The sequence below is a fragment of the Nocardia brasiliensis genome, from assembly GCF_011801125.1.
Taxonomy (GTDB): Bacteria; Actinomycetota; Actinomycetes; order Mycobacteriales; family Mycobacteriaceae; genus Nocardia; species Nocardia brasiliensis_C.
This window is the reverse complement of the sequence record NZ_CP046171.1, coordinates 7669635-7694128: the sequence shown is the minus strand read 5'-3', so window position 1 is coordinate 7694128 and position 24494 is coordinate 7669635. Positions and strand designations below refer to the sequence as shown.

Genomic DNA, 24494 nt, shown 5'->3' with positions numbered 1-24494 from the left:
AGGCGCGGCTCAGCCCAGGTTCGGGCGCGGCACAGGGCGGGTCGACGCGCGACTTTGCCCTGTTGTGCCGGTTAAGCTCGGCGAGGTGAGTGCCCCCGAGCCGAACCCGAAGCGGAAAGCCGCGTCGACCCGGCCTGCCGCCGACTCCGTGCATCCGATCGTCCGGGTGTCGGCGGAGTGGGGCTGGCGGCTGCTTATCCTCTTCGCGGTCGCGCTGGCGTTGATCGCGATCATCCAGAAGCTGGCGACGGTGGTGATCCCGCTGGCGATCGCGCTGCTCGCGGCCGCGCTGCTCGCGCCGCTGGTGGACTGGCTACAGCGGTTGGGCGTGCCACGCTCGGTCGGGGTGTTCGTCGCGCTGGTCGGCTCGCTCGGGCTGGTCGCGGGCATCATGACCTTCGTCGTCGAGCAGTTCGTCGCCGGCGTGCCGCAACTGTCCGACGAGTTCACCAACAGCATTCACAAGATTCAGGACTGGCTGATCACCGGCCCGCCGCACATGAGCGACGATCAGATCCGCAATGCCGGCGACCAGATCGTCAAGACCATCCAGTCGAATCAGGACCGGCTCACCAGCGGGGCGCTGACCACCGCCGGGGTCATCTTCGAGCTGCTGACCGGCATCTTCCTGACGCTGTTCATCCTCATCTTCTTCCTCTACGGCGGGGATCAGATCTGGCATTTCGTCACCCGGATCGTGCCGACTCCGCAGCGCGAGCGGGTGCGCACCGCGGGCAGGCTCGGTTTCGGCACGCTGGTCGGGTTCGTGCGCGCCACCGTCGCCGTGGCGGCGGTGGACGCGATCGGCATCGGCGCCGGGTTGGGCATTCTCGGTGTGCCGCTGGCCCTTCCGCTGGCCTCGCTGGTGTTCATCGGCGCGTTCATCCCGATCATCGGCGCGTTCGTCGCCGGGTTCGTCGCGGTGTTCATCGCGCTGGTGACCAAGGGACTGATCACCTCGTTGATCGTGCTCGGCATCATCATCGCGGTGATGCAGCTGGAAGGCCATGTGCTGCAACCGTTGCTGCTCGGCCGGGCGGTGAGCATCCATCCGCTGGCGGTGGTGCTCGCGATCACGGCGGGCGTGGTGCTCGGCGGGATCGCGGGCGGTTTGCTCGCGGTGCCGTTCGTCGCGGTGATGAACACCGCCATCCGCTCGCTGCTCGCGGAGAGCCCGGAGGAGTTGTTCGAGGACCTGCAAACCGGGGAGATCGAACCCGACGAGCCCGACCCGCACCGCTTCGATGTGGCGGCGACCCTGACGAAGGCCGCGGCCGAGACGCCCGAGGCGCGGCCCGCCACGCCTGGACCCGGTGATGGCTCGCCGCGCGGCTGAGCCCGGCTCCGACGCGGCGACCACGCCGCTGTGGCGGGCCGTACAGGCGCTGCGCCTGGTCACCCTGCTGTACGCGGTCGGTCAGCAGGTCTCCTCGGTGCCGTATTACCACAACCAGCGGCTGAGCTGGGTGCTCATCGCGTTGATGGCGGTCTGGTCGGGCGCATCGGCGATCATGTTGTCGCAGTGGCAATTTCCCGACGTGCGGCGGCTGCGCGGCTGGGTGGTGCTCGGCGACCACGTCGTTGTGATCGCCCTGATGGCCGCGACCAGGCTGGTCGCCGACTACGACTGGTACCACGGGCATCAGACGCTGCCGACCACGCTCTGGGCCGCCAACGCGGTGATCGGCGCGGCGATCCTGCGCGGGCCGATCGCGGGCGTGCTCTCCGGCGCGCTGATCGCCTCGGCGGCGCTGACCGTGCGTGACCAGTGGGGACAGGACGTGTGGACCGACGCGACGGTGCCGGTGCTCGTCTCGGTCGGGCTGGCTCTCGGGCTGGCCGCGAACACCGCGCGCCGCTCCCAGGAGCAGCTCGAACGCGCCGTTCGGCTGACCGCCGCCGCCGAAGAGCGGGAACGGCTTTCGCGCGAAGTGCACGATGGAGTGCTCCAGGTGCTCAGCTACATCAAGCGGCGGGGCACCGAAATCGGCGGTCCCACCGAGGAACTCGCGCAGCGCGCCGGGGAACAGGAAGTGGCGCTGCGGGTCCTGATCAGCGAACAGGCCGACCGCGGCGATGCCGGCGGGGCCGAGGTCGATCTGCGGCCGCTGCTCACCGTGCACGCGAAGCCGACGGTGTTCGTCTCCACCCCCGGCGAGCCGGTGCCGATCGGGCGCTGGGCGGCGGGCGAGATCGCGGCCGCCGTCGCGAACGCGCTGTCCAACGTCGAGCTGCACGCCGGCCCGGACGCGAAAGCGTATGTGCTGCTGGAGGACACGGGCGAGGAAGTGGTGATCTCGGTGCGCGACGACGGCGTCGGCATCGCGCCGGGGCGGCTGGCCGAAGCCGAAGCCGAAGGGCGACTGGGTGTTTCCCGGTCCATCGTCGGACGGATCGCCGCCCTCGGCGGCACCGCCGACCTGCTCACCGAGATCGACGGTGGGGTCGGCTTCGGCACCGAATGGGAATTCCGGGTACCGAGGAGCGGAGTATGACCGACAGTGCTGGCGCCGAAGCGATTTCGGTGATGGTGGTGGACGACCACCCGATGTGGCGGGACGGGGTGTCGCGCGATCTCACCGAGGCCGGGTTCGAGGTGGTCGCCACCGCGGACGGGGTGGGCAGCGCGACCAGGCGGGCCGCCGCGGTGCGACCCGCGGTGGTGCTGATGGACATGCAGCTGACCGACGGGAACGGCGCGCAGGCGACCGCCGAGGTGCTGCGCGTCTCGCCGCAGAGCCGGGTGCTCGTGCTGTCCGCCTCGGCCGAACGCGACGACGTGCTCGACGCGATCAAGGCCGGTGCCTCGGGGTACCTGGTGAAGAGCGCGTCGGTGGCAGAGCTGATCGAGGCGGTGCGCGCGACCGCGGCCGGGCAGCCGGTGTTCACCCCGGGCCTCGCCGGGCTGGTGCTCGGCGAGTATCGGCGGATGGCAACGGCGCCTGCCGAGCCCGACGAGCCGCACCGTCCCGCGCTCACCGAACGGGAGACCGAGGTGCTGCGCATGGTAGCGAAAGGGTTGTCCGCCAAGCAGATCGCGTCCCGGCTCAACCTGAGTCATCGCACCGTGGAGAACCATGTGCAGGCGACGCTGCGCAAGCTGCAGCTGGCCAACCGGGTCGAGCTGACCCGCTACGCGATCGAGCAGGGCCTGGAGTAGTCCGGCGGAGGTACGAACTCGCCATGCGGAATCCGGGATCGCCCTGATCCGCAGGGGACGGCGAATCGGTAATCTCGAAGCCATGGGCGGACCCGAATCGACATCCCACGGCGTCGGCCCCGGTGACGCGATCGGCGACCGGGATCTGCGCGTGTCCGACGCCGAACGCGAACACGTCGGGCAGCTGCTGCAGCGTGCCGTCGGACTCGGCATGCTCTCGCTCGGCGAGTTCACCGAGCGGATGGACACCGCGCTGGCCGCGAAGACCCGCGGCGAGCTCAACGCCGTACTCATCGATCTGCCCGGGGTGCGGCTGGTCGGTCAGCCCACCGCGCAGCCGTCGGCGTTCGTGAACACCACGCCCTCGTTCGTGAAGCATCGTCCGGTGCCGCCGCCGGTCGGCCCGGTGACCGGCAACGGCGGCGTGATCCGCAGCAGGCTGTCCGGGGTGAACCGGCGCGGGCCGTGGCAGGTCGCGCCCACCCTGCACCTCGACAGCTGGCTCTCCGGCGTCACCCTCGATTTCACCGAGGCGATCATGTCCACCCAGGTGGTCGAGGTGAACGTGGACGACTTCTGCAGCTCGCTCACCCTCATCGTGCCGCGCGAAGCCACCGTCGACCTCAACGAGGTGGACCTGATCGGCTCCAGCGTCAACAACAAGGTGCGCACCGGGCCGCCCATCGGCCCGCTGCACCTCGTGGTCCGGGGCCGCATCCGTTTCGGTTCGCTCACCGCCAAACACCCCTTCATGGCGCACTGGCGCCGGATGATGGGCCACTGACCCGCCCCGCCGGTCGGACCGGGTCGGTGTGGGATCAGCCTGCCGATCGGTAGTGCTGTGGATCGGCCGCGAAGGTCTTCTGCATCTTGCGCGAGATCCATTGTCCCGCGGTGTCGACGTCGAATTTCCGCGGTGCGGCCCGGTCGGCGAAGGCGCCGATCGGATCGATGGCCGGCGTCGTGGTTGGGGAGGTAGAAAAACGGAATCGACAGCCGTGACGACGAATCACCCTGTTCGGGGTTGATCACGCGATGCATGGTGGAGACCCAGCGGCCCGCCGTCCACAGGGCCATCAGATCGCCGATGTTGACGATGAAGCCGCCGGGCACCGCCGGGACGTCCTGCCACGCACCGGCACCGTGGCGTACCTGCAAGCCGCCGACGGCGGTGTCTTGGTAAAGGATGGTGAGGCTGCCCCAGTCGGTGTGCGCGCCGCGGCGCAACTGGCCGGGTAGCGGCGCCGCGCGCTGCGGGAAGTAGTAGTTCACCGCCACTGAGGAGACGTGACGGTCGAACAGGGCGTCGAAGAAGGTCTCCGGCAATTCGAGTGCCAGCGCGAACAACCGCATGAGATCGCCCGCCAATTCGGTGAGTGCGGCGAGATATTCGTGCCAGACGTCCGCGAAATCCGCGGGCACCTCGGGCCAGATATTGGCCAATTTCCACGAGGCCCAATAGTCGCCGAGACGCGCGCGTCGCGCCTCGCTCAGCTCTCCGGTCACGTGTGCGGCGAAGACTTCGCACAGGTCCGGCGGCGACGGCTGGTCCAGGCTGTGTGCGGTGGCGCCCGCCATGCGCCGGAACCCCGACACCCCGGGCCGGTGTGCGACCCGGTCCTTCATCGCGTCGGGCAGCTCGAAGAACTCCCGATTCGACGCACACATCCGAGCGATGAGGTCGGCAGGCACGCCATGGCCGACGATGGTGAAGAAGCCCGAGTTCGCACAGGCCTGTCCGATCGCCCGCGCGATCGCCCGGCGTCCGTCGGCATGGTGCCTGGCCGACAGGTCGATCACCGGGACGAACCCGTCGAGCAAGGTCACCCCGGGGTGGTCACTCGCTGGTGTCGCACTCAATGTTGTTGTCCTTTCCCGAATGCGGATGGACACCGAGTATTCGAGCCACGATCCGCTTGCGTCGCCGCACCGGTGCCGTGGCGTGAATTTCCGCTGGAACACCAGATCGCCGCGGGAAAAACGTGCACCGCGGGGCGGGTCGCGTGCGCGAATCCTGCATATCGTCGCCGCGCGCTGTCGCGTGGCCGAGCCGTGCCGGTATTCGGGTAGATCTCGGGTCGTCAGCAGGGGTTACTACTCATGTTCGCGTGGGTCGGCGGGGCGAGCATGGGTGCATGACCACATCTATCGATCCGGCGCTGATCTCGCGCCTTTCGGGGGAATTCGCTGCGTTGGGGACGCAGATGGGTGTGCTCGGACGGGACCTGGAGCTGTTGCGTATTCAGGTAGTGACAGGTTCCGCTGGGGCGCACGGGGTTTCGGCTCTGGAAGGCGGTCGCGCCGAGGGGTCGGTGCCGGGAACCGCCGTCGATCTCGGCGCCGGGCAGGTGCCGCCGGCCTTGGCAGGCCCCACCCTGAGGGTGGGTTCGCAGGAGACCAGCTCGGGCGCGCTCGGTACCGAGGTTCCGGGACAGGCCACGGGCTCGGGTCCGCAGGCGCAGGATTCGGGCGCGGGCTTCGCCTCCGGCGCGGCGACGGGTCCGCGGCCGCACGGATCGGACGCGGTTTCGGGGGCAGGCTCGGCTCCTGACGAAGCAGCGACGCACGGTGCGAACGCTGCTGCGACCCCGGCGACGGGTGTGCAGGGCTCGGCTGCCGCTCCGGGCACCGGTACGGATGTTCCATCCGCGTCCTCGGGTGCGCCGGGCGCACCCACGACGGCAGGGGCGGTGCCGATGGGCCAGGTCCCGGGCGTTGGTGGATCGCCGCAGGGTGTTCCTGCGGCGGGCATCGTTGCGCCGCAGGGAATGCACGGTCCGGGCACCGCGCCTCTCCCGAATGAAGCGGCTTGGGCCGCAGTGTCTTCCGGCGCGGTGCGGCCGCCTTACCCGCCCATGTTCGCCCCGCAGGGCGGGCCGGGGTGGGCTGCGCGGCCGCCGATGCCGGGGCGTGGCATGCCCGGTCCGGGGATGCGGCCGCCGGTGCCGCCGCGGGCCGCGCCGCCGGTGCCGCACACGCCGTGGTGGCAGCGCGACGGGTTGATCAGCAAGCTGCTGGCGGTGGCAGGGGTCGGCGTGACGCTGATCGGTGTGGTGATGCTGCTGGTGCTGGCCGCGCAGGCGGGCTTCTTCGGCCCGATTCCCAGAGTTGTTGCGGGTGCGGCATTCTCGGCCACGCTGGTGGCGGCGGGCATGCGGGTGTTCGATCGGCCGGGTGGCCGGGTCGGTGGTATCGCGTTGGCGGCCACCGGTATCGCGGGCGCCTACCTCGACGTGGTCGCGGTGACCGCGATCTATCACTGGCTGCATCCGGTGCTCGGCTTCGCGGTGGCGCTCGGCGTCGCGGCGATCGGGGTGGCGCTGGCGCTGCGGTGGCAGTCGCAGCCGCTTGCGGTGCTGGTCGTGGTCGGCGCTGCCGCGCTGTCGCCCGTGTTGACGACTGAGCTGGTGCTGCTGGCGTTCCTGATCGTATTGCAGGTGGCGTGCCTGCCGGTGCAACTGGTGCGGGACTGGCCGTATCTGCATGTCGTGCGGACCCTGCCCGCGGGGCTGGCCACGTTCCTCGTGGTCGCGGGCGCACTGCTCGACACCCCGGACGATCGGCTGCGGCTGCTGGTGGCCGCGGTGGCCGTGGCGGCGGTCGGGCTGGCCGGGACCGTCCTGGTGGTCCGGCAGCGGCCGTCCGATGTCACCGCCTCGCTGACGCTCGCCCTCGTGAGCGTGCCGCTGCTGATCGCGCCGGGGATGTACCGGGGCGACCGGCCGGTGGCGACCGCGATCGCGGCGGTCTTCGCGGCGGTGCTGCTGCTGGTGGCCGCCACCGCCCTGGTGCCGAAAGTCGCGGCGCTGGTGCGGCTTCCGGGACACACCTGCACGGTCGCGGCGGTCGCCGGAGCGGTCGCGCTGCTCGAGGTCTGCGTTGTCGTCACCGACGCGCGCACCCTGCCGATCGCGTGGTTGCTGGTGGCGCTCGGGTTCTTCGGCGTTGCCGGGCAGCGGCGCTCGGGTGTCGCGGCCGGCCTCGGTGCGGCCTTCGCGGTACTCGGCGGCCTGGCGTTCCTGAACGTCGCGAGCCCGGAAATCCTTGCCTCGCAGCATCGGTCGGAACAGAGCCTGACCGTGGCGACGGCACTGGCCGCGCTGCTGCTGATGGCGGTCGTGGCGGTGGCCCTCTGGTGTGCGCGCACCGTGCCCGGTCTGCGGAACACCGCCGAGTTGCAGTGGATCGTGGCGGGTCTCGCGGGGCTGTACGCGGTGACCACCGCCGCGGTGTCGATCGCCGTCGCGACCGGTGCCGACGACGGCTTCCTGATCGGGCACAGCGCGGCGACGATCCTGTGGATGGCCGGCGCGACCGCGTCGCTGTTCTACGGCCTGCGCAACCTCGGGAAGGCTTCCGCCGTAGCGAAACTCGCGCTCGGCTCGGGCCTGCTGGTCACCGCCGCCGCGCTGGCGAAGCTGTTCCTGTTCGACCTGGCCACCCTGGACGGACTGGTCCGGGTAGCCGCCTTCCTCGTCGTCGGCGTGCTGCTCCTGGTCGTCGGTACCCGCTACGCCCGCGCCTTCGCCGAGGCGGAGTAGCGAGATCCGCGCCGACTCCAGGGATTCGCACCGGTTCCGCAGGTCCGGAACTGGTGCGAATCCCGAAAGCCGGTGCGGATTCCGCTATTCCGTGTCGCGGCGGCGCAGCAGCTCGTTCACGCTGACGGTGCGGCCGTCGCCACCGGAGTGCCTGCCCTCCTCGGCCTTGCCGGGCGCCTTGCCGCTGCGCCGGGAGGAGCGCAGTTCGGCCATCCAGTTCTCGATGCTGTTGCGGTTCGGATCCTCGACCGGCTCCGCGGCTTCCGGCGTGCCGTGCTGGTTCGACGCCGAGTTGTCCTGCGCCGCAGCGCGATCGACGAACCGCGGCAGCGGCATGGACGGCCGCGGGTCCGCGCCGCCGAAGGGTGGCACCGAAGGGGTGGGCTGGGTCGGCTCGAACTTCGCCTCGGGCCGCCTCGGCGCCTCCGGTTGCGCGGGCGGCGGTTCGAAGGGGGCCGGTGCGGGCGGCTCGAACGCCGCGAACGACGTCGCGGGCGGCTCGGGTCGCGGCGCGGGCGGCGGGGTGGGTGGTGTGGGCCGCGGACCGGTCGGGTCGTGCGGGATCGAGGAGAACGGCCGGGCCGCACCCGAATCCGGCCTGCTGATCGTCGGCGGGCTGACCCGCGGCGTGATCGGCTCCGGCGGAGTCGCCGAGTATCCGGTCGGCCGAGGCATTTTCGGGTCGGACGGCAGGCCGGCGGGCGGGATGGGCCGCTGCCGGGTCGGGTCCAGCGGCGGCGGCGCGGGCGTGGCCTGCTGCGGCGTGGCGGGCGCGGGCTTGATCTTGTCGAGGTGCTTGGTCGGCGCCTCGGCCTCGATCTCCTCCACCGTGCGCGGTCTGCGTGGCTTGCGCGGCTTGTTGGGGTCGGCGAAGGCCGGGATCTGCATGGTCACCGGGTCGGTGATCGGCGTGGTCTTCACCAGGTCGACGAGTTCGCCGCCGCCGGGCCGCTCATCGTCGAGGATGGGTTCGCCGAGGCCGATCTTCTGCTGGATCTTCTTCATCCAGGCGGGCGCCCACCAGCAGTCGTCGCCGAGCAGCTTCATCGTGGCGGGCACCAGCAGCATGCGCAGAATGGTGGCGTCGATGAACAGCGCGGCGATCATGCCGTACGCGAGGTACTGCATCATCACCAGATCGGAGAACGCGAACGCGCCGGTGACGACCAGCAGGATCAGCGCGGCCGCGGTGATGATGCGTCCGGTCTGCGCGGTGCCGATGCGCACCGCCTCGGTGGTGGACGCGCCCTGGGTGCGTGCCTCGACCATGCGGGAGAGCAGGAAGACCTCGTAGTCGGTGGACAGACCGTAGATCACCGCGATGATCAGCACGAGCACCGGCGACATGATCGGCTGCGGCGTGAAGTTCAGCAGCCCTGCCCCGTGCCCGTCGACGAAGATCCAGGTCAGGATGCCGAGTGTGGACCCGAGGCCGAGCGCGCTCATCAGCGCGGCCTTGATCGGCAGCACCAGCGACCCGAAGGTCAGGAACATCAGCAGCGTGGTGACGAACAGCACCAGCGCGATCATCAGCGGCATGCGATCGAGCAGGGCGTCGATGCTGTCCTTCTGGATCACCGGTTGCCCGCCGACGTACATCGTCACGCCGTCGGGCACGTCGATCGAGCGCAGATAGTCGATCGTCGGGTCGGCGTTCTCCGAGTCGGCCAGCGTCGCGCTGGTGCGGTAGACGTTCGGATCGGTGTTGGACCGCGATGGCACCTCGAAGGTGCCCGCGAGTCCGGGCGCCTGCTTGGCCTCCGCCCACGCCTTGCCGACCTCGTTGCTGTTGTCCGAGACGAACACCAGCTGGATCGGATCGGACTTGCGCAGCGGGAAGATCGAGTCGAATTTCGCCTGGGCCAGCCGGGTCGAGTTGTCCGGCGGCAGATACCGCTCGTTGATGCCGCCGAAGGCGAGGTTCTTCACCGGGATGATCAGCAACAGCAGCAGGATGCAGATCGGGATGGCGATCTTGAGCGGGTGCCGCATCACCCAGCGGGTGCACTTGCCCCAGAAGCCGTTCTCGACCTCTTCGGCGGTCTTGGTCTTGCGGAAGCGCTTGAGTCCTAACGCGTCCACCCGCGGGCCGAGAATGCCGAGCATGGCGGGCAGGATCGTGATCGAGGTCAGCGCGGCCAGCGAGACCGTCGCGATGGAGCCGTAGGCGATCGACTTGAGGAAGCCCTGCGGGAACAGCAGCATGCCGCCGAGGCTGGCGATGATCATGGTCGCGGAGAACACAACGGTGCGTCCCGCGGTCATCACCGACCGGCGCACCGCGGCCGAGGTGCTGTAGCCCTCGGCGAGTTCCTCGCGGAACCGGCTCACGATGAATAGGCCGTAGTCGATCGCCAGGCCTAAACCGATCATCGAGACGACCGGCGCGACGAACGAATTCACCTCGGTGAACCTGGTGATGAACAAGACGATGCCCTGCGCGCCGATCACCGTCAGGCCGCCGACGATCAGCGGCAGGCCCGCCGCGATCAGGCCGCCGAAGATGAAGAACAGCAGCACCGCGACCGCCGGAATGGCCAGGATCTCCATCCGGTGCTGGTCTTCGGCCATGGTGTCGTTGAGCGTGCCCGCGACCGCCTGCAGGCCCGCGACCTGCACCGTGACGCCGGGAACGTCGAAGACGTTCTTGACCTTGCGGAAGTTGTTCAACATCTCGGTGTCGTTGTCGCCCTTGATGGCCAACGACGCGAAGGTGTACTTCTTGTCCTTCGAACCGAAGGTCAGCGGCGAGGCGGGGCCGGTCTCGGTCTGCCAGTAGGCGCCGTTGACCTTGCTGATCTCCGGGTACTCCCGGGGCAGGCGGTTCAGGCTTTCGAGCACCTTCGCCTTGAACTCGGGATCATCGATCGTCTTACCCTCGGGCGCGGTGTAGAGCACGATCACGTCGCTGGTGTGATCGCGACCGAATGCCGCGTCGGCGATCTTGGCGCCCTGCGAGGACTCCGAGGTCGGGTCGTCCCAGCCGCTGGAGCTGAGGTGGCTGCCCAAACCGAGGCCGTACCCGCCCAGCGCCAACAGCGCGGCCGCGACGACACCGAGTACGCCGAAGCGCAGTTTGTAGACCAGATCGCCCCAGCGTGTGAACACTTAAGCGACTCCTTGCGCGGGGCGAGAGGTGAGCAGCGCCGACAGCGGCCGGAACGGCTGCAGCCAGGCGCCCTCGTCGGGCAGCGAGTCGAGGCTGACCCTGGGCAGCGGTTCACGGAACACGCCCGGGATGTCCTCGAGATCGATGAACTCGAGGGTATCGGATGTGACGGCCCAACTCGCGTGCTCGCGGAAGCCGAGTACCTGAACAGGGATTCCGGTGGCGGCGAGCTCCTCGAGCGGCTCGCGGAACGCCTGACCGTCGGCCGAGGCGACCATGATGCCCGCTAGCCCGGCACCCCGGCTGCGCAGTTCGATGTGCGCCAGCATGTCGGCGTCGACGTCGGAATCCTCGTCGATCTTCGGCTTGGCGAACACCGCGTAGCCGACGTTGCGCAGCGCCTCTACCCACGGACGGACCACGTCGGCGGTGCCGGGGGCGATGTTGGTGAAGACGGTCGCTTCCGGTTCGACCCGGTGCACGGCGCCGACCGAGAGCTCGGCCGTGCGAGCCAGCAGCCACCGGCCGAGTGCGTCGAACCGGGGCCGGTAGGCGGCCGTCGGCCGCCCACCGAGGATGGCCCCGAGTCCCATGTCGAGGTTCGGGGCGTCCCACACCAGCAGGACCCGGCGCACGTCCGGCGTAGTACCGCCCAGACCCTCGGATCCGGTGCCCTGCACCTCCCCGGCAACTTCGACCACCTCGTGGGCCATCTCACTGACACTCATTATTCGATCTTCCCCCATATGAGCTCTGTGATGGCGCTACCCGCACGATGTGCCTTGCCCTCGAATTTCGTAACGGGCCTTTCGAAGCCGATCGGCGCGCGTTCACGATGGTCCGCGCTGACCCCTCCTGTGCTCTCGTTCAAGCCTCTGAGCAGGGATTCTTGCGCACCGACCTCGGCAATATGTTCGGCATAGCCCGCGTGATCGGTGGCGACATGCAACACACCGCCGGATTTCAATTTATTGGCGATCAGCTTGAATGTGGCGGGTTGTAAGAGGCGGCGTTTGTGATGGCGCGCCTTCGGCCACGGGTCGGGAAAGAAAACGCGGACGCCCGTCAGCGACTCATCAGCAACCATGTTCTCCAGCACGTCGACGGCGTCGCCGCGCAGCAGCCTGATATTCGGGATCTGCTCGCGCTCGATCCGCTGCACCAGCTGCGCCAGGCCGGGCTGGTAGACCTCGATGCCGACCAGGTTCAGGTGCGGCTCGGCCTGCGCCATGGCCGCGGTGGCAGTGCCGGTGCCACAACCGATTTCGATGACCAGCGGCGCCTCGCGGCCGAACCAGTCGGCGGCGGCCAGCGGCTCGTCGGCCACCTCGCGGCCGATCGTCGGCCACATGCGGTCCCAGGATTGCTGCTGGGTCGCGGTCAGTGCGCCACGACGCGACCGAAAGCTGGTCACGCGTGGGTAGAGGCGGGAGCCGGTGCTGCTCCGGGTGCGACGTTCCGCGGGACGGCCGGGGGTGGGACCGACCGGGTGGGCGGGTTCAGTCGGGGCCGATCCGGTGGACGGCGGGCCCGGAACTGACTCGGCAGTATTGTTCGCGGCGTCGTTCACGGCGTCCATTGTCCAGCATCCGGCCAGTGGTGCGGCAATCGACTGCGCGCAAGCCGGCGAGCAGGAGGTCAGGCGGCGCGCGCAGGGGCGATCGGGGCTTGTGCCACCCCCTCCTGGCGCAGCGGGCGCCCGAGCGCGACCTTGGTCGCGGTCACCATCATCTCCAGCAGGCCGCGCACCCCGGCCGGCGAGGCGGCGACCGACCAGACCGTACTGTCGCCCGCGTCGCTCACCGGTTGCCCGGCGAGCCGGTCGGCGAGCCAGTCGAGGCTGAGCGGCGTGGACAGCGGCAGCAGCGAGAAGTGCTCGCTCAACCGGTCCCGCACGTAGCTGACCACCGCGCCACCGCGCCGATAGCGGTCGACCTGACCGTCGATGCCGTCCATGTGGATGACCTGATCGTGCACCGGCTGCACCACGAGCAGCGGGCAGGTCGGCGTCGAATTGCCCAGGCGCAGATCATCGAACATCGACTGGAACTCGGGGGTGGCGATCACCTCGTCGAGCGGCCGGGTCAGGAAGTCGTCCATGCGCTTGTTGGCGAGGCCGAAGATGGCGCCGAACGGCGTCGCGGTCTCCGCGCGCGCGACGAAGCGGTGGCCGTCGAGGGTGAGTTCGTTCTGCAGCAGCGCGCCGAGGGCCGGATACAGCCTGCGCAGCGCGGAGATGACGATGGCGGGCAGGCCCGCGTAGCTGCTGCCGTTCAGTCGGGCGAACACCTGTCCGGGATCGCCGACCGGCGCACCGAGCACCGCGCCGACGATGTCGAGTTCCGGGGCGTAGGTCGGCGCCATCTCGACCGTCCACGAGCTCGCCATGCCGCCGCCGGAATACCCCCACACCGCGATCCGGGTTTCCGCGTGCAGGCCGAGCGGCGCGAAGCGCAGTGCCGCGCGCATGCCGTCGAGCGCGCGGTAGCCGGGTTCGCGTGGGGCGCCGAAGTTTCCGCGCGGGCCCTCGTGATCGGCGATGCTCACCGCCCAGCCGCGGCGCAGCGCGTTGGCGACGAGCAGCCATTCGAACTGGGTGACCGAGCCGAGCGCGCGGGCGCCGTAGCGCAATGCGTAAGAAGGAGAACATCGCTCGGTGACCGCGTCCATCGCGGTCTGAAAGGCCAGCAGCGGCCGGTCTGCCCGTGGATCGGCGTCCTTGGGCAGCAGCACCGTGGTGATCGCCGCCTCCGGCGTGCCGTGCATGTCGTTGCTGCGGTAGAGCAGCTGCCAAGCGTGGACCTGCTGTGGCACAACGCCGAACAGGGCGAGCTCGATCTTGCGGCTGCGCAGGATGGTGCCGGGTGGCTTGGCCGCGTAGCCCCTGGGTGGCCGGTGGAACGGATCGGCGCTCGGCAGCAGGGGTTTGCGGCCCGCTAGGGCGGGCTCCGATGCGTCGGCGGCGTCGATCTCCGCGGTCATCTCGACCTCCTCGTCTGTGAGGCCGGTGTACCGCACTCGAAAACCGAAGTTACGCACCAACTATGGCGCCGACCATATTCAGCAGGGTAAATGACCGGCGGCGGGTCTGGGAAGACGGCAGGATCCTGTCAGTTCCGCATTACACTCGCCGACATGGGCAGACCGACAGTGTTCATCACCGGCGCCGCGGCGGGTATCGGCCGGTCGACGGCACTGCTTTTCGCTGCGCAGGGATATCAGGTCGGCGCCTACGACGTCGATGAGGTGGGCCTGAGCAGACTCGCCGCCGACATCACCGGCCAGGGCGGAAGTGTGCACACCGGCGTGCTCGATGTGACGAACGCCACCCAGTGGGCCGAGCGGCTCGCCGAGTTCCACGCCGAGACCGGCGGCCTGGACATCCTGATCAACAATGCGGGCATTCTGCGCGCGGGCCCGTTCGAGACCATCGACCTGGCCGCCCACCAGGCCATCATCGATGTCAACCTGGGCGGCGTGCTCACCGGGACGCATGCCGCGTTCGGCTATCTGCGCGACACCCCGGGCGCCCAGGTGGTGAACCTGTGCTCGGCCTCGGCCATCTACGGTCAGCCCGAGCTGGCCAGTTACGGCGCGAGCAAGGCCGCGGTCAAAAGCCTCACGGAGGCACTGGATCTCGAATGGGAGCGCTACGACATCCGGGTGATCGCGATCTGGCCGCTGTTCGTGGACACCGCGATGACCGAGGGCGTGCAGACCGGCACCACCAAATCGCTCGGTGTCCGGCTGACCGCCGACGACGTGGCCACCGGCATCTGGGCGGCGACCCGCAAGCGCGCCAGGCTGCCCCGGGTGCACTACGAGATCGGTGCGCAGGCGAAGGTGCTGGCCACCGCCGCCAAATATGCCCCGAACTGGGCGGTGCGCACCGTGAACAAATACTTCAGCGGCACCTGACCGGTCACCGCCTGCGCCGCGGCGACTTCTGCAAGAATTGCGCACCGTAAAGGGGGTGCAGCATGCCGACAGCCACCGAGCACGAGGGACCGTTGCGCGAACGCGGCGTGCCGACGCGGGAAAAGGACAACCTGGATCAGCTCCTCGCCGATCTGGCCTTCGGCACCGGGCGGGACGCGCAGATCGGCTACGCGGCGGGGGCGGCGGTCAGCGCGTGGCGCAAGCCGCCACGGATTCAGATCACCGGCCGCGCCAACGCGGGACGGACGACCGTGCTGCACGCGCTTGCCCTCATGTCCGCGGTCGAGACCGGGCCGGTCGACGAGCCGGATACGCCGGAGCCGACGCTCGACGCCGACATCGTCGTCTACGTGCTCTCCGCCGCGCCGTCGTCCGCGGATCGGCGACTGATCGGCACGTTGCCACCCGAACGCGCCGTCGTGGTGTTGAACAAGGCCGACGCGATCGGCGCGCGCTGGGCCGACGCGGTCACGGCGGCCGAGCAGTACGGCAGGGAACTCGGTGTCACCGTGCTTCCGGTGGTCGCCTCGCTGGCCGTGCGCACCAGGGCCGGTGCCATGACCGCCGCCGATATCGCCGCGTTACGCGGTGTGCTCGCGAAAGACGATGCGGCGCTTACCCTTTCGCCGGATCTGTTCGTCGCGCCCGGCCCGGATAAAGACGCACGCGTCGAGCTGTTGCAGCGGTGGGACCTGTACGGGATCACCTGTGCGCTCGCGGCGCTGCGGCACGAGCCCGACCTCGCGCCGCAGACCCTGCTGCAGATCCTGCACGCGGCGAGCGGCGTCGACGCGCTGCACCGGCTGCTGCACCGGCGCTACGAGCAGGTCTGCGCGCTGCGCGGCGGCGAACTGCTCGACGAGCTGACGCGCTTGGCCGCCCGCGCGGTGCCCGGCCCGGACAGCCGGGCGCGCGACATCCTGGAGGCCTATCTGTTCGGGGACGACGCGCGCTGGCTCGGCCTGTGCGCCGGCCTGGCCCATCCCAGCGTCGCGCACCTGGCCGCGGGGTATCCCGCGCCCGCGCCCACCGACGCCGACGACGCGATGACCCGCGCGGCCCGCTGGCGCGCGGTCGTCACCAGTGATATGCCTGCCACCGCCCGCCGCGCCGCGCTGCGGGTGCACAACGGATACGTCCGACTATGGGAACGGATGAGCAGTGCCGGTCTCTGACGCGCCGGACGGACCGCCGGGCTTGGCCGCGCAGGCCGATGCGCTCGACCTGCCCACCGACAACCAGCCGAGACCGGCGCCGCGTCCCGCCGGCCCGCTCGCGCCCGAGGTCGAAGCGGTCATCGCGCGATGGAATCCGCAGGGCACCGCGCTGCTGCGCGCGCTGCGCGAGGGCGCGGCGGCGGGCTCGGTCCTGCTGATCGGACCCGCCGACGCCAACACCACCCTGCTGCGCACCGAACTCGCGCGCTTCGAGCCACGCGTCCCGCTCGCCGACCCGGTGTCGGAGATGAGCCTGCTCGCCGAGCCCGGGTCCATTCTCGCGTCGCAGGCGCTGATCCTGTTGGACGCGGGCGCCACCCTCGGCACCGACACGCTGCGCCTGGTGCGGCGGCTGCGCGGCGACGGCACTCGGATCCTGCTCGTCATGAACGGCATTCACGCGTACCAGGACTGGCGCGCCGTGCGCGAGCGTGACCTGGCCCTGCTCGCCGGGCAGGGTGCGGGCGAGCTCGACATCCTGCCGGTCTCGGCGCGGCTGGCCGCGGCGGCCCGCACGAGCGGGGACGCGGGACTGTTGGACCGGTCCGGGCTCGGCGCGCTGCACGCCGAACTGGCCGCGGCGACGGCGAGCGCGCACACCGACGGTGGTCGGCTCACCGCGGTGACCGACCGGGTGCTGGCCGAGACCAGGCAGCGGGTCATCGAGCAGGTGACGACCCTGCGCTCCGGCGCGGCCGCGGCCCGGCTGCGCGAGGAGCGCGCGGTGCTGCTGGCCGGGCGCGACGGCGGCCGGGCCACCGCCATGTCCACCCTGCGCGGTCAGCTGCATCTGGCCCGCGTCGACCTGATGACCGAGGTGGGCGCGCGCATTCGAGCGCTGCACACCGCGACCCGCGTCGACCTGGTTCGACTGCGCCGCCGTGAGCTGGCCGGATACCCGGAGCGCCTGCAGCAGGCCGTCACCGAACTGACCGGCAGCGTCGACCAGGCCATCGATCAGCGCCTCACCGAGTTGGCCGCGCACATGGGCGCGGACATCGCACCCGAGACCGGCCTGCCGCCGCGCCGCCGCGACCCGGCGCCGCGCGTCGGACCCGACCCCGATCCGCGGCACCGGGGTGTCGAAGATCACCTCGTGATCGTGCTCGGTGCGTCGGCCGGTGTCGGCTTCGGCAGGCTGCTGGTTTCGCCCTTCGCGCTCGTTCCCGCGCTCGACGTGGCCAGCGTGCCGGTGACCTTGCTGCTCGGCGCGGGCGCGGCGGGCTGGGTGGTGCGGGCGCGCAGGCAACTGGCCGACCGCGCGCACGTGCGGCAGTGGGTGTCCGACGCGCTGATCAACGTAAAGGCCCAGCTCGAGCAGCGGGTGGTGACGGCGCTCGTGGAAACCGAGACGGTGCTGGCCGATCGCGTCGTGCGCGCCAGCGCCACCCGAATGGTCGACACCGATCGCCGGGTCGCCGAGGTCGAAGCGCGATTGCGCCGCACCGTGGCCGAACAACCCGGACAACTCGCCGCGTGTGAACGCGACATCGAGATCCTGGACCGCTGGATCATGCCGGTTGAATAACTATTGAGAATGGGTACATAGTGACGAACCCGATTCCGTACCGGTCGTCACACCGCGTTAACCTCTAATCAGGAACTGTGGGCGTCCGCTAAGTCCTCGTCCGCCGTCCACCCGGGGCGCGGCTTTCGACTGGTCCTAGCGGGTGCCTTCCCGCCAATGGTGGCGCTCGGTGTGTTACCGCTGGTCAAGGGCCTTGGGCCAGTGGGATATATCGTAGGGACCGCCCATCTCAGGAGAGTTTTCATGACCTCAGCGACCATTCCTGGTCTTCGTGGATCCGACGGCAAGCCGCCGACCGAGCACAGCGAACTACTCGCCTGGGTACAGGAAGTCGCCGAACTCACACAGCCGCAGCGCGTGGTCTGGGCGGACGGTTCCGACGAAGAATGGGATCGGCTCACCACTCAGCTCGTCGAGGCGGGCACCTTCAAGCAGCTCGACCCGAAGAAGAAGCCGAATTCCTTCCTCGCGCTCTCCGATCCCTCGGACGTGGCCAGGGTCGAGTCGCGCACCTACATCTGTTCCAAGAGCGAGGCCGACGCCGGTCCGACCAACAACTGGGTCGACCCCACCGAGATGCGCGCCACGATGACCGAGCTGTACCGCGGCTCGATGAAGGGCCGCACCATGTACGTGGTGCCGTTCTGCATGGGCCCGCTCGGCGCCGAGGACCCCAAGCTCGGCGTGGAGATCACCGACTCGGAGTACGTGGTCGTCTCGATGCGCGTGATGACCCGCATGGGCGCCGCCGCACTGGAGAAGCTCGGCACCGACCGCCCGTTCGTGAAGGCCCTGCACTCCGTCGGCGCCCCGCTGGCCGATGGCCAGGCCGACGTGCCGTGGCCGTGCAACGACACCAAGTACATCACCCACTTCCCGGAGGACCGCGAGATCTGGAGCTACGGCTCCGGCTACGGCGGTAACGCGCTGCTCGGCAAGAAGTGCTACTCGCTGCGGATCGCCTCGGCCATGGCCCACGACGAGGGCTGGCTGGCCGAGCACATGCTGATCCTCAAGCTGATCTCCCCGGAGAACAAGGCCTACTACATCGCCGCCGCCTTCCCGAGCGCCTGCGGCAAGACCAACCTCGCGATGATCCAGCCGACCGTGCCGGGCTGGCGCGCCGAGACCCTCGGCGACGACATCGCCTGGATGCGCTTCGGCAAGGACGGACGCCTGTACGCGGTGAACCCGGAGTACGGCTTCTTCGGCGTCGCGCCCGGTACCAACCGCAGCTCCAACCCGAACGCCATGGCCACCATGGAAGCGGGCAACACCGTCTACACCAACGTCGCGCTGACGGACAACAACGACGTGTGGTGGGAAGGTCTGGAGGGCGAACCCGACCACCTGATCGACTGGAAGGGCAACGACTGGTACCTGCGGGAAACCGAGACGCTGGCCGCCCACCCGAACTCGCGCTACTGCACGCCGATGTCGCAGTGCCCGATCCTGGCCCCCGAATGGGACGACCCGCAGGGCGTGCCGATCTCGGCGATCCTGTTCGGTGGTCGCCGCAAGACCACGGTCCCGCTGGTCACCGAGTCCTTCGACTGGCAGCACGGCGTCTTCATGGGCGCCACCCTGTCCTCGGAGCAGACCGCGGCCGCCGAGGGCAAGGTCGGCACCGTGCGGCGCGACCCGATGGCGATGATCCCGTTCATGGGCTACCACGTCGGTGACTACCTGAACCACTGGATCAACCTCGGCAAGAACGCCGACGCGACCAAGCTGCCGAAGATCTTCTACGTCAACTGGTTCCGGCGCGGCGAGGACGGCCGCTTCCTGTGGCCCGGCTTCGGCGAGAACTCCCGCGTGCTGGAGTGGATCGTCGGCCGCGTCGAGGGCACGGCCGAGGCCGAGGCCACCGCGATCGGCAACGTTCCGGTCGCCGCCCAGCTCGACCTCGACGGCCTGAAGGTCGACCCCGACGACGTCGACGAGGCGCTGAAGGTCGATGCCGACGAGTGGCGCAAGGAGATCCCGCTCATCGAGGAATGGTTCGAATTCGTCGGCGACAAACTGCCTTCCGGCGTTCGCGACGAGTTCGAGGCACTGAAAGAACGCCTCGGCTGAGCCCGGAACTCAAACGCCCGCACCAACTCGGTGCGGGCGTTTCCTTTTGTGCTCAGTTCCCGCGGTCCGCTCCCCAGTTGGAAGTGGGGATGACGTGGGTGTGGGGTGTTCGAGCCAGTCGGTGGCGCACCGTGTTTCGCGGCTGTCCTGTTGAAACTTGTTGTAGGTCAACGGATGACCGGCGGCTCGGGGCGGAGAGCGTCGCGAGCGCCGCGGTGTCGAATGCTGATGGATGACACATCATTCGCGCCCGTTGCGCGTGTTCCCTGCCGCGTGATCGGGAATGTGTGGTGCTATTGGTCATGGTCGGTGGTCATGGAAGCGCGAGCTGGGGGCGTTTGCCGAGGCACGGCGAAGGGTAAGTGTCCGATGTGTGAGCTTTGCGCAGAGGTGGCTTATGCTTGTTGTGTTCTTGGTCTCATGACCTGCCAGTCCGATTGCTAACTGTTAACTGATCGACTGAACTACTTCCCTATCGACATCGAATTCCCGCGCTGCGGTGCAAGACGATGAGATCGACGCGCGAGAGGTGGTTGGAGCATGACCGATCTGGAGACGGGCGCGTCCATCACGCCCTTGGTGGCCGGCTTCGAGCTGGCCACGCTCAGTACGCCCTTGCGCCGCGCCGCCGGGCGCCTGCAGGCTGTCCTGCCGCCGGGATGGCGCGTCGAGATCGTCGACGCGCCGGGCCTGACCGGCCGCGAGAGCGAGCCGGTCCTGCGGGTGGTCATGCCGGCGGACTGAGCCGCCGCCACGTCCCGGCGGGTTCCGCCGCGCGAATCGGCCTAGCCGGTCCACCCCATCGGCATGAGCACGGACTTCTGCTCGCAGAACGAGTCGAGCCCCTCGGGGCCGTTCTCCCGGCCGAGCCCGGAATTCTTGTAGCCGCCGAACGGTGAGCTGGGGTCGAACGCGTACCAATTGATCGCGTAGGTGCCGGTCCGCACCCGCGCGGCTATCTCGGCGCCGTGCTCGACGTCGGTGGTCCAGACCGAGCCGGCCAGGCCGTAGACCGAGTCGTTCGCGATGGCCACCGCCTCGTCCTCGGTCTCGTAGGGGATCACCGAGAGCACCGGCCCGAAGATCTCCTCCTGCGCGATGGTCGACTTGTTGTCCACATCGGCGAAGATGGTCGGCTCGACGAACCAGCCGCGATCCAGGCCGGCGGGGCGCCCGCCGCCGAGCACCAGTCGCGCGCCCTCCGCCTTGCCCTTCGCGATGTAGCCCTCGACGCGCTCGCGCTGCCGCTCGGAGATCAGCGGGCCGAGTTGCACGGCGGGATCGGCGGGATCGCCGACCTGCATGGTCCGCACGTGCGCCACGAGCGCGTCGACGATCTCGTCATAACGACTGCGCGGCGCGAGAATTCGGGTCTGCGCGACGCAACCCTGCCCGCTGTTCATCAGCCCGGAGAAGGCGAGCACGGGAATGGTCGCCGCGATGTCCATGTCCGGCAACAGAATTGCCGCGGACTTGCCGCCGAGTTCCAGGGAGACGCTCTTGAGCTGACCGGTGGCGATCGCGCCGATCTTGCGGCCGACCGCCGTGCTGCCGGTGAAGGTGACCTTGTCCACGCCCGGATGCGAGATCAGATATTCGGCGGCCTCGGGTTCGGCGGGCAGCACGGAGAGCACGCCATCGGGCAGTCCCGCCGCGGTGAAGATGTCGGCGAGCAGGTTGGCCGTAATCGGTGTCAGCGGTGCGGGTTTCAGCACCACGGTGCATCCGGCGAGCAGGGCTGGCGCGAGCTTGTTGGCGGCGAGGAACAGCGGAACATTCCACGCGGTGACCGCCGCGACGACGCCGCGCGGTTCCCTGCTCACCCGGGACGTGCCGAAGAGTCCGGTGCGAGTCTCGTTCCAGGGGAACGTCTTTGCCAGCGCCGCGCAGGCATCAAGCGCGGCGACCGCGGGAATCTGGTTGAGCGTCATGGCGATCATCTGCGGTGCGCCCATTTCCGCGGTGAGCGCGGCGAGCAGTTCGGCCGAGCGTTCCTCGATCAGCCGTGCGGCCCTGGTGAGCACCTGGGCCCGCTCCTCGGGCGGGGTCGATGGCCACGGCCCGTGGTCGAAGGCGTGTCGTGCGGCGGCGACGGCCGCGTCCACGTCGGCCCGCGACACCGCGGGGACGCTGCCCACCGGCTCGACCGTGACCGGCGAGATGACCTGAACGCGCTCGGTGGTGGCTGGCGCGGTCCAGCGGCCGCCGATGAACAAGCTGTCGTAATGCATGAGAACACGTTACAGTTTCGTCCCGCAGTTGTCTGTAACCTGTTCCAGTTCTGCTCCGTGGTCATCGCGCTGAGCTGGACGAATCCCAACCTGTCGGTTCGCTTTTCGTAGAACGCACTATTGCGTTCTGTTGCTGAAGAGAGGATGCTGTTAGCTACTGATCAGCTCGCTCGATTTCTGAACCGATACCGCAATTGGGGAGACCGAGTCATGGCGGTGCAAGTAGTCGGCAGGTCGTTGATGACCAGCGACCAGACCGAACATCAAGCGAAGAGCGTTGGCGCGGGCGGATGGGTGGTGTCTTTCCTACCGGGGCGCACGCTGACCATCGAGCAAGCGACCGCAGCCATGCAAGCCGCCGAAGCGGTGGCCGTCGTGGGGGCCTTAGCTGATCAAGTCGGCCTCACCACGCTGGAGACCGTCGGTCTCGCGATCCAGGAATCGCCGTGGAGCCACCCGCTGCACGAACCGTGCGGCAGGCGCGGCTGGCGCCGGGGCTGGCTCGAGCACTGAGCTGTTCGCTAGGCCTTGGTAGCGACCACAACAAGGTTGCTCACGAGTAGTTCGCGCAGCGCCGGGATGCGCACGAGCCACCACGCCCAGCGTGGGTGGTAACGCGGAAACACGGTGCGCACGTCGGCCGAAGTCGCTGCCGCCCAACGTAATCCGTCCGACGCCCGGACCGCGAACAACGATGTGCCGAACCGGTTCTTCGGTTCCCGTCCCTGCTTGCGTCGGTAGCGCCGCGCCGCGTACTCGCCGCCGAGGTAGTGCCACGGTCCCGTCTCGTGCCCGCCGAACGGGCCGAGCCAGACCGTGTACGACAGCACGATCAACCCGCCCGGCCGCGTCACGCGCACCATCTCCTCCGCCATCAGCCACGGATCGGGCACGTGCTCGGCGACATTGGACGAGAAGCAGATGTCGACCGCGTCGTCGCGGAACGGCAACGCCATCCCGGAGCCGCGTACCGCGCCCGTCACCGACAATCCGGCCGCGTGCATCTCGGACGGGTCCGGTTCCACCGGTATGTACCGCGCGCCCGTGCGCGCGAATTCGTCGGCGAAGTAGCCCGGCCCGCCGCCGACGTCGAGAATCGTCGCCCCGACCAGCTCTCGACCCGTGAGATCGGTGTAGAAATCGCCGATCATCGCCGCGCTGTCGGCGGCGAGGCCACCGTAGAACAGCGCGGGGTCGCTCTGCTCGAACCGGAAGCTGCCGAGCAGGCGCAGCGAACGACGCAGCGTCGCGCGGCGTGCGAAGCGGGGGGCCGCGCCGTCGGTGGGCGATTTTTCGGCTCTCAACACGGCGCCGAGTCTCGCATAGCGGTGCGGTGGCGTCCCGCACGGGCACTGGGCTCTAGGCGCTCGATGATAGCCACGCCGACCGGGTGCGGTAGCCGATCATGTGCCCGCGCCCGCGCCGGTAGTCGGCTTTCCGGCGGGTGTCCGGGTTAGGGTGTAGCCCGATATCCGACGTTCCCCGACCGGGGCCACCTGACCGAGAGAAGCTCGACCGTGCGCGAAGTCCTCCTGCTGTGCTGGCGCGACACCGGGCACCCGCAGGGCGGCGGCAGCGAACGCTACCTCGAGCAGGTCGGCGCGCAGCTCGCGGCCCGGGGCGTCAAAGTCACGTTGCGCACCGCCCGGTATCCGGGGGCGCCGCGCCGCGAACACCTCGACGGCATCGATATCAGCCGGGCCGGTGGCCGCTACTCGGTCTACCCGCGGGCGCTGGCCGCCATGGCGCTCGGCAGGCTCGGCCTCGGACCGCTGCGGCACGTGCGGCCCGACGCCATCATCGACACCCAGAACGGGATCCCGTTCTTCGCCACCGCGGCCGCCAAAGCGCCCTCGGTGGTGCTGGTGCATCATGGCCATCGAGAGCAGTGGCCCGTCGCTGGTCGGCTGGTCGGCCGGATCGGCTGGTGGATCGAATCGCGCCTCTCGCCCCGGGTGCATCGGCACAACCAATATCTGACCGTATCGCTGCCCTCGGCCGAAGAGCTCGCCACCCTCGGCGTCGAGCAGGCGCGGATCGCCGTGGTGCGCAACGGCGCTGAACCTGTTCCCGTCGACGCGCCGACCGGTGCCGCGGGCACCCGCACGGACAACCCGTGCATCGTCGTACTGTCGCGGCTGGTGCCGCACAAGCAGATCGAGGACGCGCTCGCCGTCGTCGCGCGGCTACGCCCCACGATTCCGGGCCTGCATCTCGATGTGATCGGCGACGGTTGGTGGGCCGACAACCTGAAATCCGATGCCGCGCGACTCGGCATCGCCGACGCGGTCACCTTTCACGGGCACGTCGACGAGCGCCGCAAGCATGAATTGCTCTCGCGCGCTTGGGTGCACGTGTTGCCCTCGCGCAAGGAAGGCTGGGGTCTCGCGGTCATCGAGGCCGCGCAACACGGCGTCCCGACCATCGGCTACCGCAGTTCCCGCGGCCTCACCGACTCGATCATCGACGGCGTCACCGGGTTGCTGGTCGACGACGTCCCCCAATTGTCCGAGGCGGTGGGCGAACTGCTCGGCGATCACGCCGCGCGCACGGTGATGGGGGAGAAGGCACGGGCGCGGGCACGGGAATTCTCTTGGGAGCAAACAGGGAACGGGGTGTACGAGGTGCTGGCCGCGGCCGCACGCGGTGAGTACACGTCCGGGTTGATCGCGCCGCGATCGGTGAGCTGAACC

The 24494-nt window shown here is 69.4% G+C and carries 18 protein-coding genes and 1 pseudogene; 12 read left to right on the top strand and 7 right to left on the bottom strand.

What is annotated here, in order from left to right; translation table 11 throughout:
- Window positions 1–85: 85 nt before the first annotated feature.
- From F5X71_RS35285 to F5X71_RS35270, 4 genes are all read left to right on the top strand, one after another.
- A complete protein-coding gene (locus F5X71_RS35285) occupies window positions 86–1336 on the top strand; it encodes an AI-2E family transporter (protein ID WP_167465878.1) in 1251 nt (416 codons plus the stop codon).
- Window positions 1317–2495 (top strand): MacS family sensor histidine kinase, encoded by a 1179-nt coding sequence (macS, locus tag F5X71_RS35280; protein WP_167465877.1) that lies wholly within the window; start codon window positions 1317–1319, stop codon window positions 2493–2495. The genes F5X71_RS35285 and macS overlap by 20 nt, the downstream gene beginning before the upstream one ends.
- Window positions 2492–3160, top strand: a complete 669-nt coding sequence (locus F5X71_RS35275; protein WP_167465876.1) for a response regulator — start codon at window positions 2492–2494, stop codon at window positions 3158–3160. Before macS ends, F5X71_RS35275 begins: the two co-directional genes overlap by 4 nt.
- Before the next feature lie 82 nt (window positions 3161–3242).
- Window positions 3243–3944 (top strand): DUF1707 SHOCT-like domain-containing protein, encoded by a 702-nt coding sequence (locus tag F5X71_RS35270; RefSeq protein WP_428981429.1) that lies wholly within the window; start codon window positions 3243–3245, stop codon window positions 3942–3944.
- A 245-nt stretch (window positions 3945–4189) separates the two neighbouring features.
- Here the strand turns inward: F5X71_RS35270 and F5X71_RS37880 are convergent.
- Window positions 4190–4960 (bottom strand): annotated as a pseudogene (locus F5X71_RS37880) (isopenicillin N synthase family dioxygenase); the annotation flags it as partial.
- A gap of 335 nt (window positions 4961–5295) precedes the next feature.
- Here F5X71_RS37880 and F5X71_RS35260 point away from each other — a divergent pair.
- Window positions 5296–7701, top strand: coding sequence for a DUF2339 domain-containing protein (locus tag F5X71_RS35260; protein WP_238815627.1), 2406 nt, complete (start codon window positions 5296–5298; stop codon window positions 7699–7701).
- Between the two features lie 84 nt (window positions 7702–7785).
- Here the strand turns inward: F5X71_RS35260 and F5X71_RS35255 are convergent, their stop codons facing one another.
- From F5X71_RS35255 to F5X71_RS35240, 4 genes are read right to left on the bottom strand one after another with little or no spacing between them, the layout of a single operon-like run.
- Window positions 7786–10809, bottom strand: a complete 3024-nt coding sequence (locus tag F5X71_RS35255; RefSeq protein WP_167465875.1) for an MMPL family transporter — start codon at window positions 10807–10809, stop codon at window positions 7786–7788.
- Window positions 10810–11538: an NYN domain-containing protein gene (locus tag F5X71_RS35250; protein ID WP_174817199.1), complete on the bottom strand. Its 729-nt coding sequence runs from the start codon at window positions 11536–11538 to the stop codon at window positions 10810–10812.
- Entirely contained in the window at window positions 11538–12389 is an 852-nt protein-coding gene (gene trmB, locus F5X71_RS35245; protein ID WP_167465873.1) for a tRNA (guanosine(46)-N7)-methyltransferase TrmB, read from the bottom strand. The genes F5X71_RS35250 and trmB overlap by 1 nt, the downstream gene beginning before the upstream one ends.
- A 59-nt stretch (window positions 12390–12448) precedes the next feature.
- Window positions 12449–13792, bottom strand: coding sequence for a lipase family protein (locus tag F5X71_RS35240; protein ID WP_238815626.1), 1344 nt, complete (start codon window positions 13790–13792; stop codon window positions 12449–12451).
- Between the two features lie 153 nt (window positions 13793–13945).
- On the opposite strand from F5X71_RS35240, the gene F5X71_RS35235 reads away from it, so the two are divergent.
- The 5 genes from F5X71_RS35235 to F5X71_RS35215 all read left to right on the top strand — a co-directional run bounded on the left by F5X71_RS35235 (window position 13946) and on the right by F5X71_RS35215 (window position 20314).
- Window positions 13946–14728: an SDR family oxidoreductase gene (locus F5X71_RS35235; RefSeq protein ID WP_167465871.1), complete on the top strand. Its 783-nt coding sequence runs from the start codon at window positions 13946–13948 to the stop codon at window positions 14726–14728.
- A gap of 62 nt (window positions 14729–14790) precedes the next feature.
- Window positions 14791–15924 carry a hypothetical protein gene (locus F5X71_RS35230; RefSeq protein WP_167465870.1) on the top strand — a complete coding sequence of 378 codons (1134 nt, stop codon included), beginning with the start codon at window positions 14791–14793 and terminating at the stop codon, window positions 15922–15924.
- Entirely contained in the window at window positions 15911–17494 is a 1584-nt protein-coding gene (locus F5X71_RS35225; protein ID WP_167465869.1) for a hypothetical protein, read from the top strand. The genes F5X71_RS35230 and F5X71_RS35225 overlap by 14 nt, the downstream gene beginning before the upstream one ends.
- A 243-nt stretch (window positions 17495–17737) precedes the next feature.
- On the top strand, window positions 17738–19570 hold the full coding sequence (locus F5X71_RS35220) for a phosphoenolpyruvate carboxykinase (GTP) (protein WP_167465868.1): 1833 nt from the start codon (window positions 17738–17740) through the stop codon (window positions 19568–19570).
- 540 nt (window positions 19571–20110) lie between these two features.
- Window positions 20111–20314 (top strand): hypothetical protein, encoded by a 204-nt coding sequence (locus F5X71_RS35215; protein WP_167465867.1) that lies wholly within the window; start codon window positions 20111–20113, stop codon window positions 20312–20314.
- A gap of 41 nt (window positions 20315–20355) precedes the next feature.
- Here the strand turns inward: F5X71_RS35215 and F5X71_RS35210 are convergent, their stop codons facing one another.
- A complete protein-coding gene (locus F5X71_RS35210; protein WP_167465866.1) occupies window positions 20356–21801 on the bottom strand; it encodes an aldehyde dehydrogenase in 1446 nt (481 codons plus the stop codon).
- 210 nt (window positions 21802–22011) lie between these two features.
- Between F5X71_RS35210 and F5X71_RS35205 the strand changes: the two genes are divergently transcribed.
- Complete coding sequence (locus tag F5X71_RS35205) at window positions 22012–22314, top strand: hypothetical protein (protein ID WP_167465865.1); 303 nt, start codon at window positions 22012–22014, stop codon at window positions 22312–22314.
- A gap of 8 nt (window positions 22315–22322) precedes the next feature.
- Here the strand turns inward: F5X71_RS35205 and F5X71_RS35200 are convergent, their stop codons facing one another.
- Window positions 22323–23108, bottom strand: a complete 786-nt coding sequence (locus tag F5X71_RS35200; RefSeq protein WP_167465864.1) for a class I SAM-dependent methyltransferase — start codon at window positions 23106–23108, stop codon at window positions 22323–22325.
- A 210-nt stretch (window positions 23109–23318) separates the two neighbouring features.
- On the opposite strand from F5X71_RS35200, the gene F5X71_RS35195 reads away from it, so the two are divergent.
- On the top strand, window positions 23319–24491 hold the full coding sequence (locus tag F5X71_RS35195; RefSeq protein ID WP_167465863.1) for a glycosyltransferase family 4 protein: 1173 nt from the start codon (window positions 23319–23321) through the stop codon (window positions 24489–24491).
- Window positions 24492–24494: the final 3 nt, after the last annotated feature.

Bases quoted from the DNA above. Each gene is read 5' to 3' on its own strand.
- F5X71_RS35235 (WP_167465871.1), top strand. From the start codon at position 13,946: ATGGGCAGACCGACAGTGTTCATCACCGGCGCCGCGGCGGGTATCGGC.
- macS (WP_167465877.1), top strand. From the start codon at position 1,317: ATGGCTCGCCGCGCGGCTGAGCCCGGCTCCGACGCGGCGACCACGCCG.
- F5X71_RS35230 (WP_167465870.1), top strand. From the start codon at position 14,791: ATGCCGACAGCCACCGAGCACGAGGGACCGTTGCGCGAACGCGGCGTG.
- trmB (WP_167465873.1), bottom strand. From the start codon at position 12,389: ATGGACGCCGTGAACGACGCCGCGAACAATACTGCCGAGTCAGTTCCG.
- F5X71_RS35275 (WP_167465876.1), top strand. From the start codon at position 2,492: ATGACCGACAGTGCTGGCGCCGAAGCGATTTCGGTGATGGTGGTGGAC.
- F5X71_RS35270 (WP_428981429.1), top strand. From the start codon at position 3,243: ATGGGCGGACCCGAATCGACATCCCACGGCGTCGGCCCCGGTGACGCG.
- F5X71_RS35220 (WP_167465868.1), top strand. From the start codon at position 17,738: ATGACCTCAGCGACCATTCCTGGTCTTCGTGGATCCGACGGCAAGCCG.
- F5X71_RS35250 (WP_174817199.1), bottom strand. From the start codon at position 11,538: ATGAGTGTCAGTGAGATGGCCCACGAGGTGGTCGAAGTTGCCGGGGAG.
- F5X71_RS35215 (WP_167465867.1), top strand. From the start codon at position 20,111: ATGACCGATCTGGAGACGGGCGCGTCCATCACGCCCTTGGTGGCCGGC.
- F5X71_RS35210 (WP_167465866.1), bottom strand. From the start codon at position 21,801: ATGCATTACGACAGCTTGTTCATCGGCGGCCGCTGGACCGCGCCAGCC.
- F5X71_RS35260 (WP_238815627.1), top strand. From the start codon at position 5,296: ATGACCACATCTATCGATCCGGCGCTGATCTCGCGCCTTTCGGGGGAA.
- F5X71_RS35240 (WP_238815626.1), bottom strand. From the start codon at position 13,792: ATGACCGCGGAGATCGACGCCGCCGACGCATCGGAGCCCGCCCTAGCG.
- F5X71_RS35205 (WP_167465865.1), top strand. From the start codon at position 22,012: ATGGCGGTGCAAGTAGTCGGCAGGTCGTTGATGACCAGCGACCAGACC.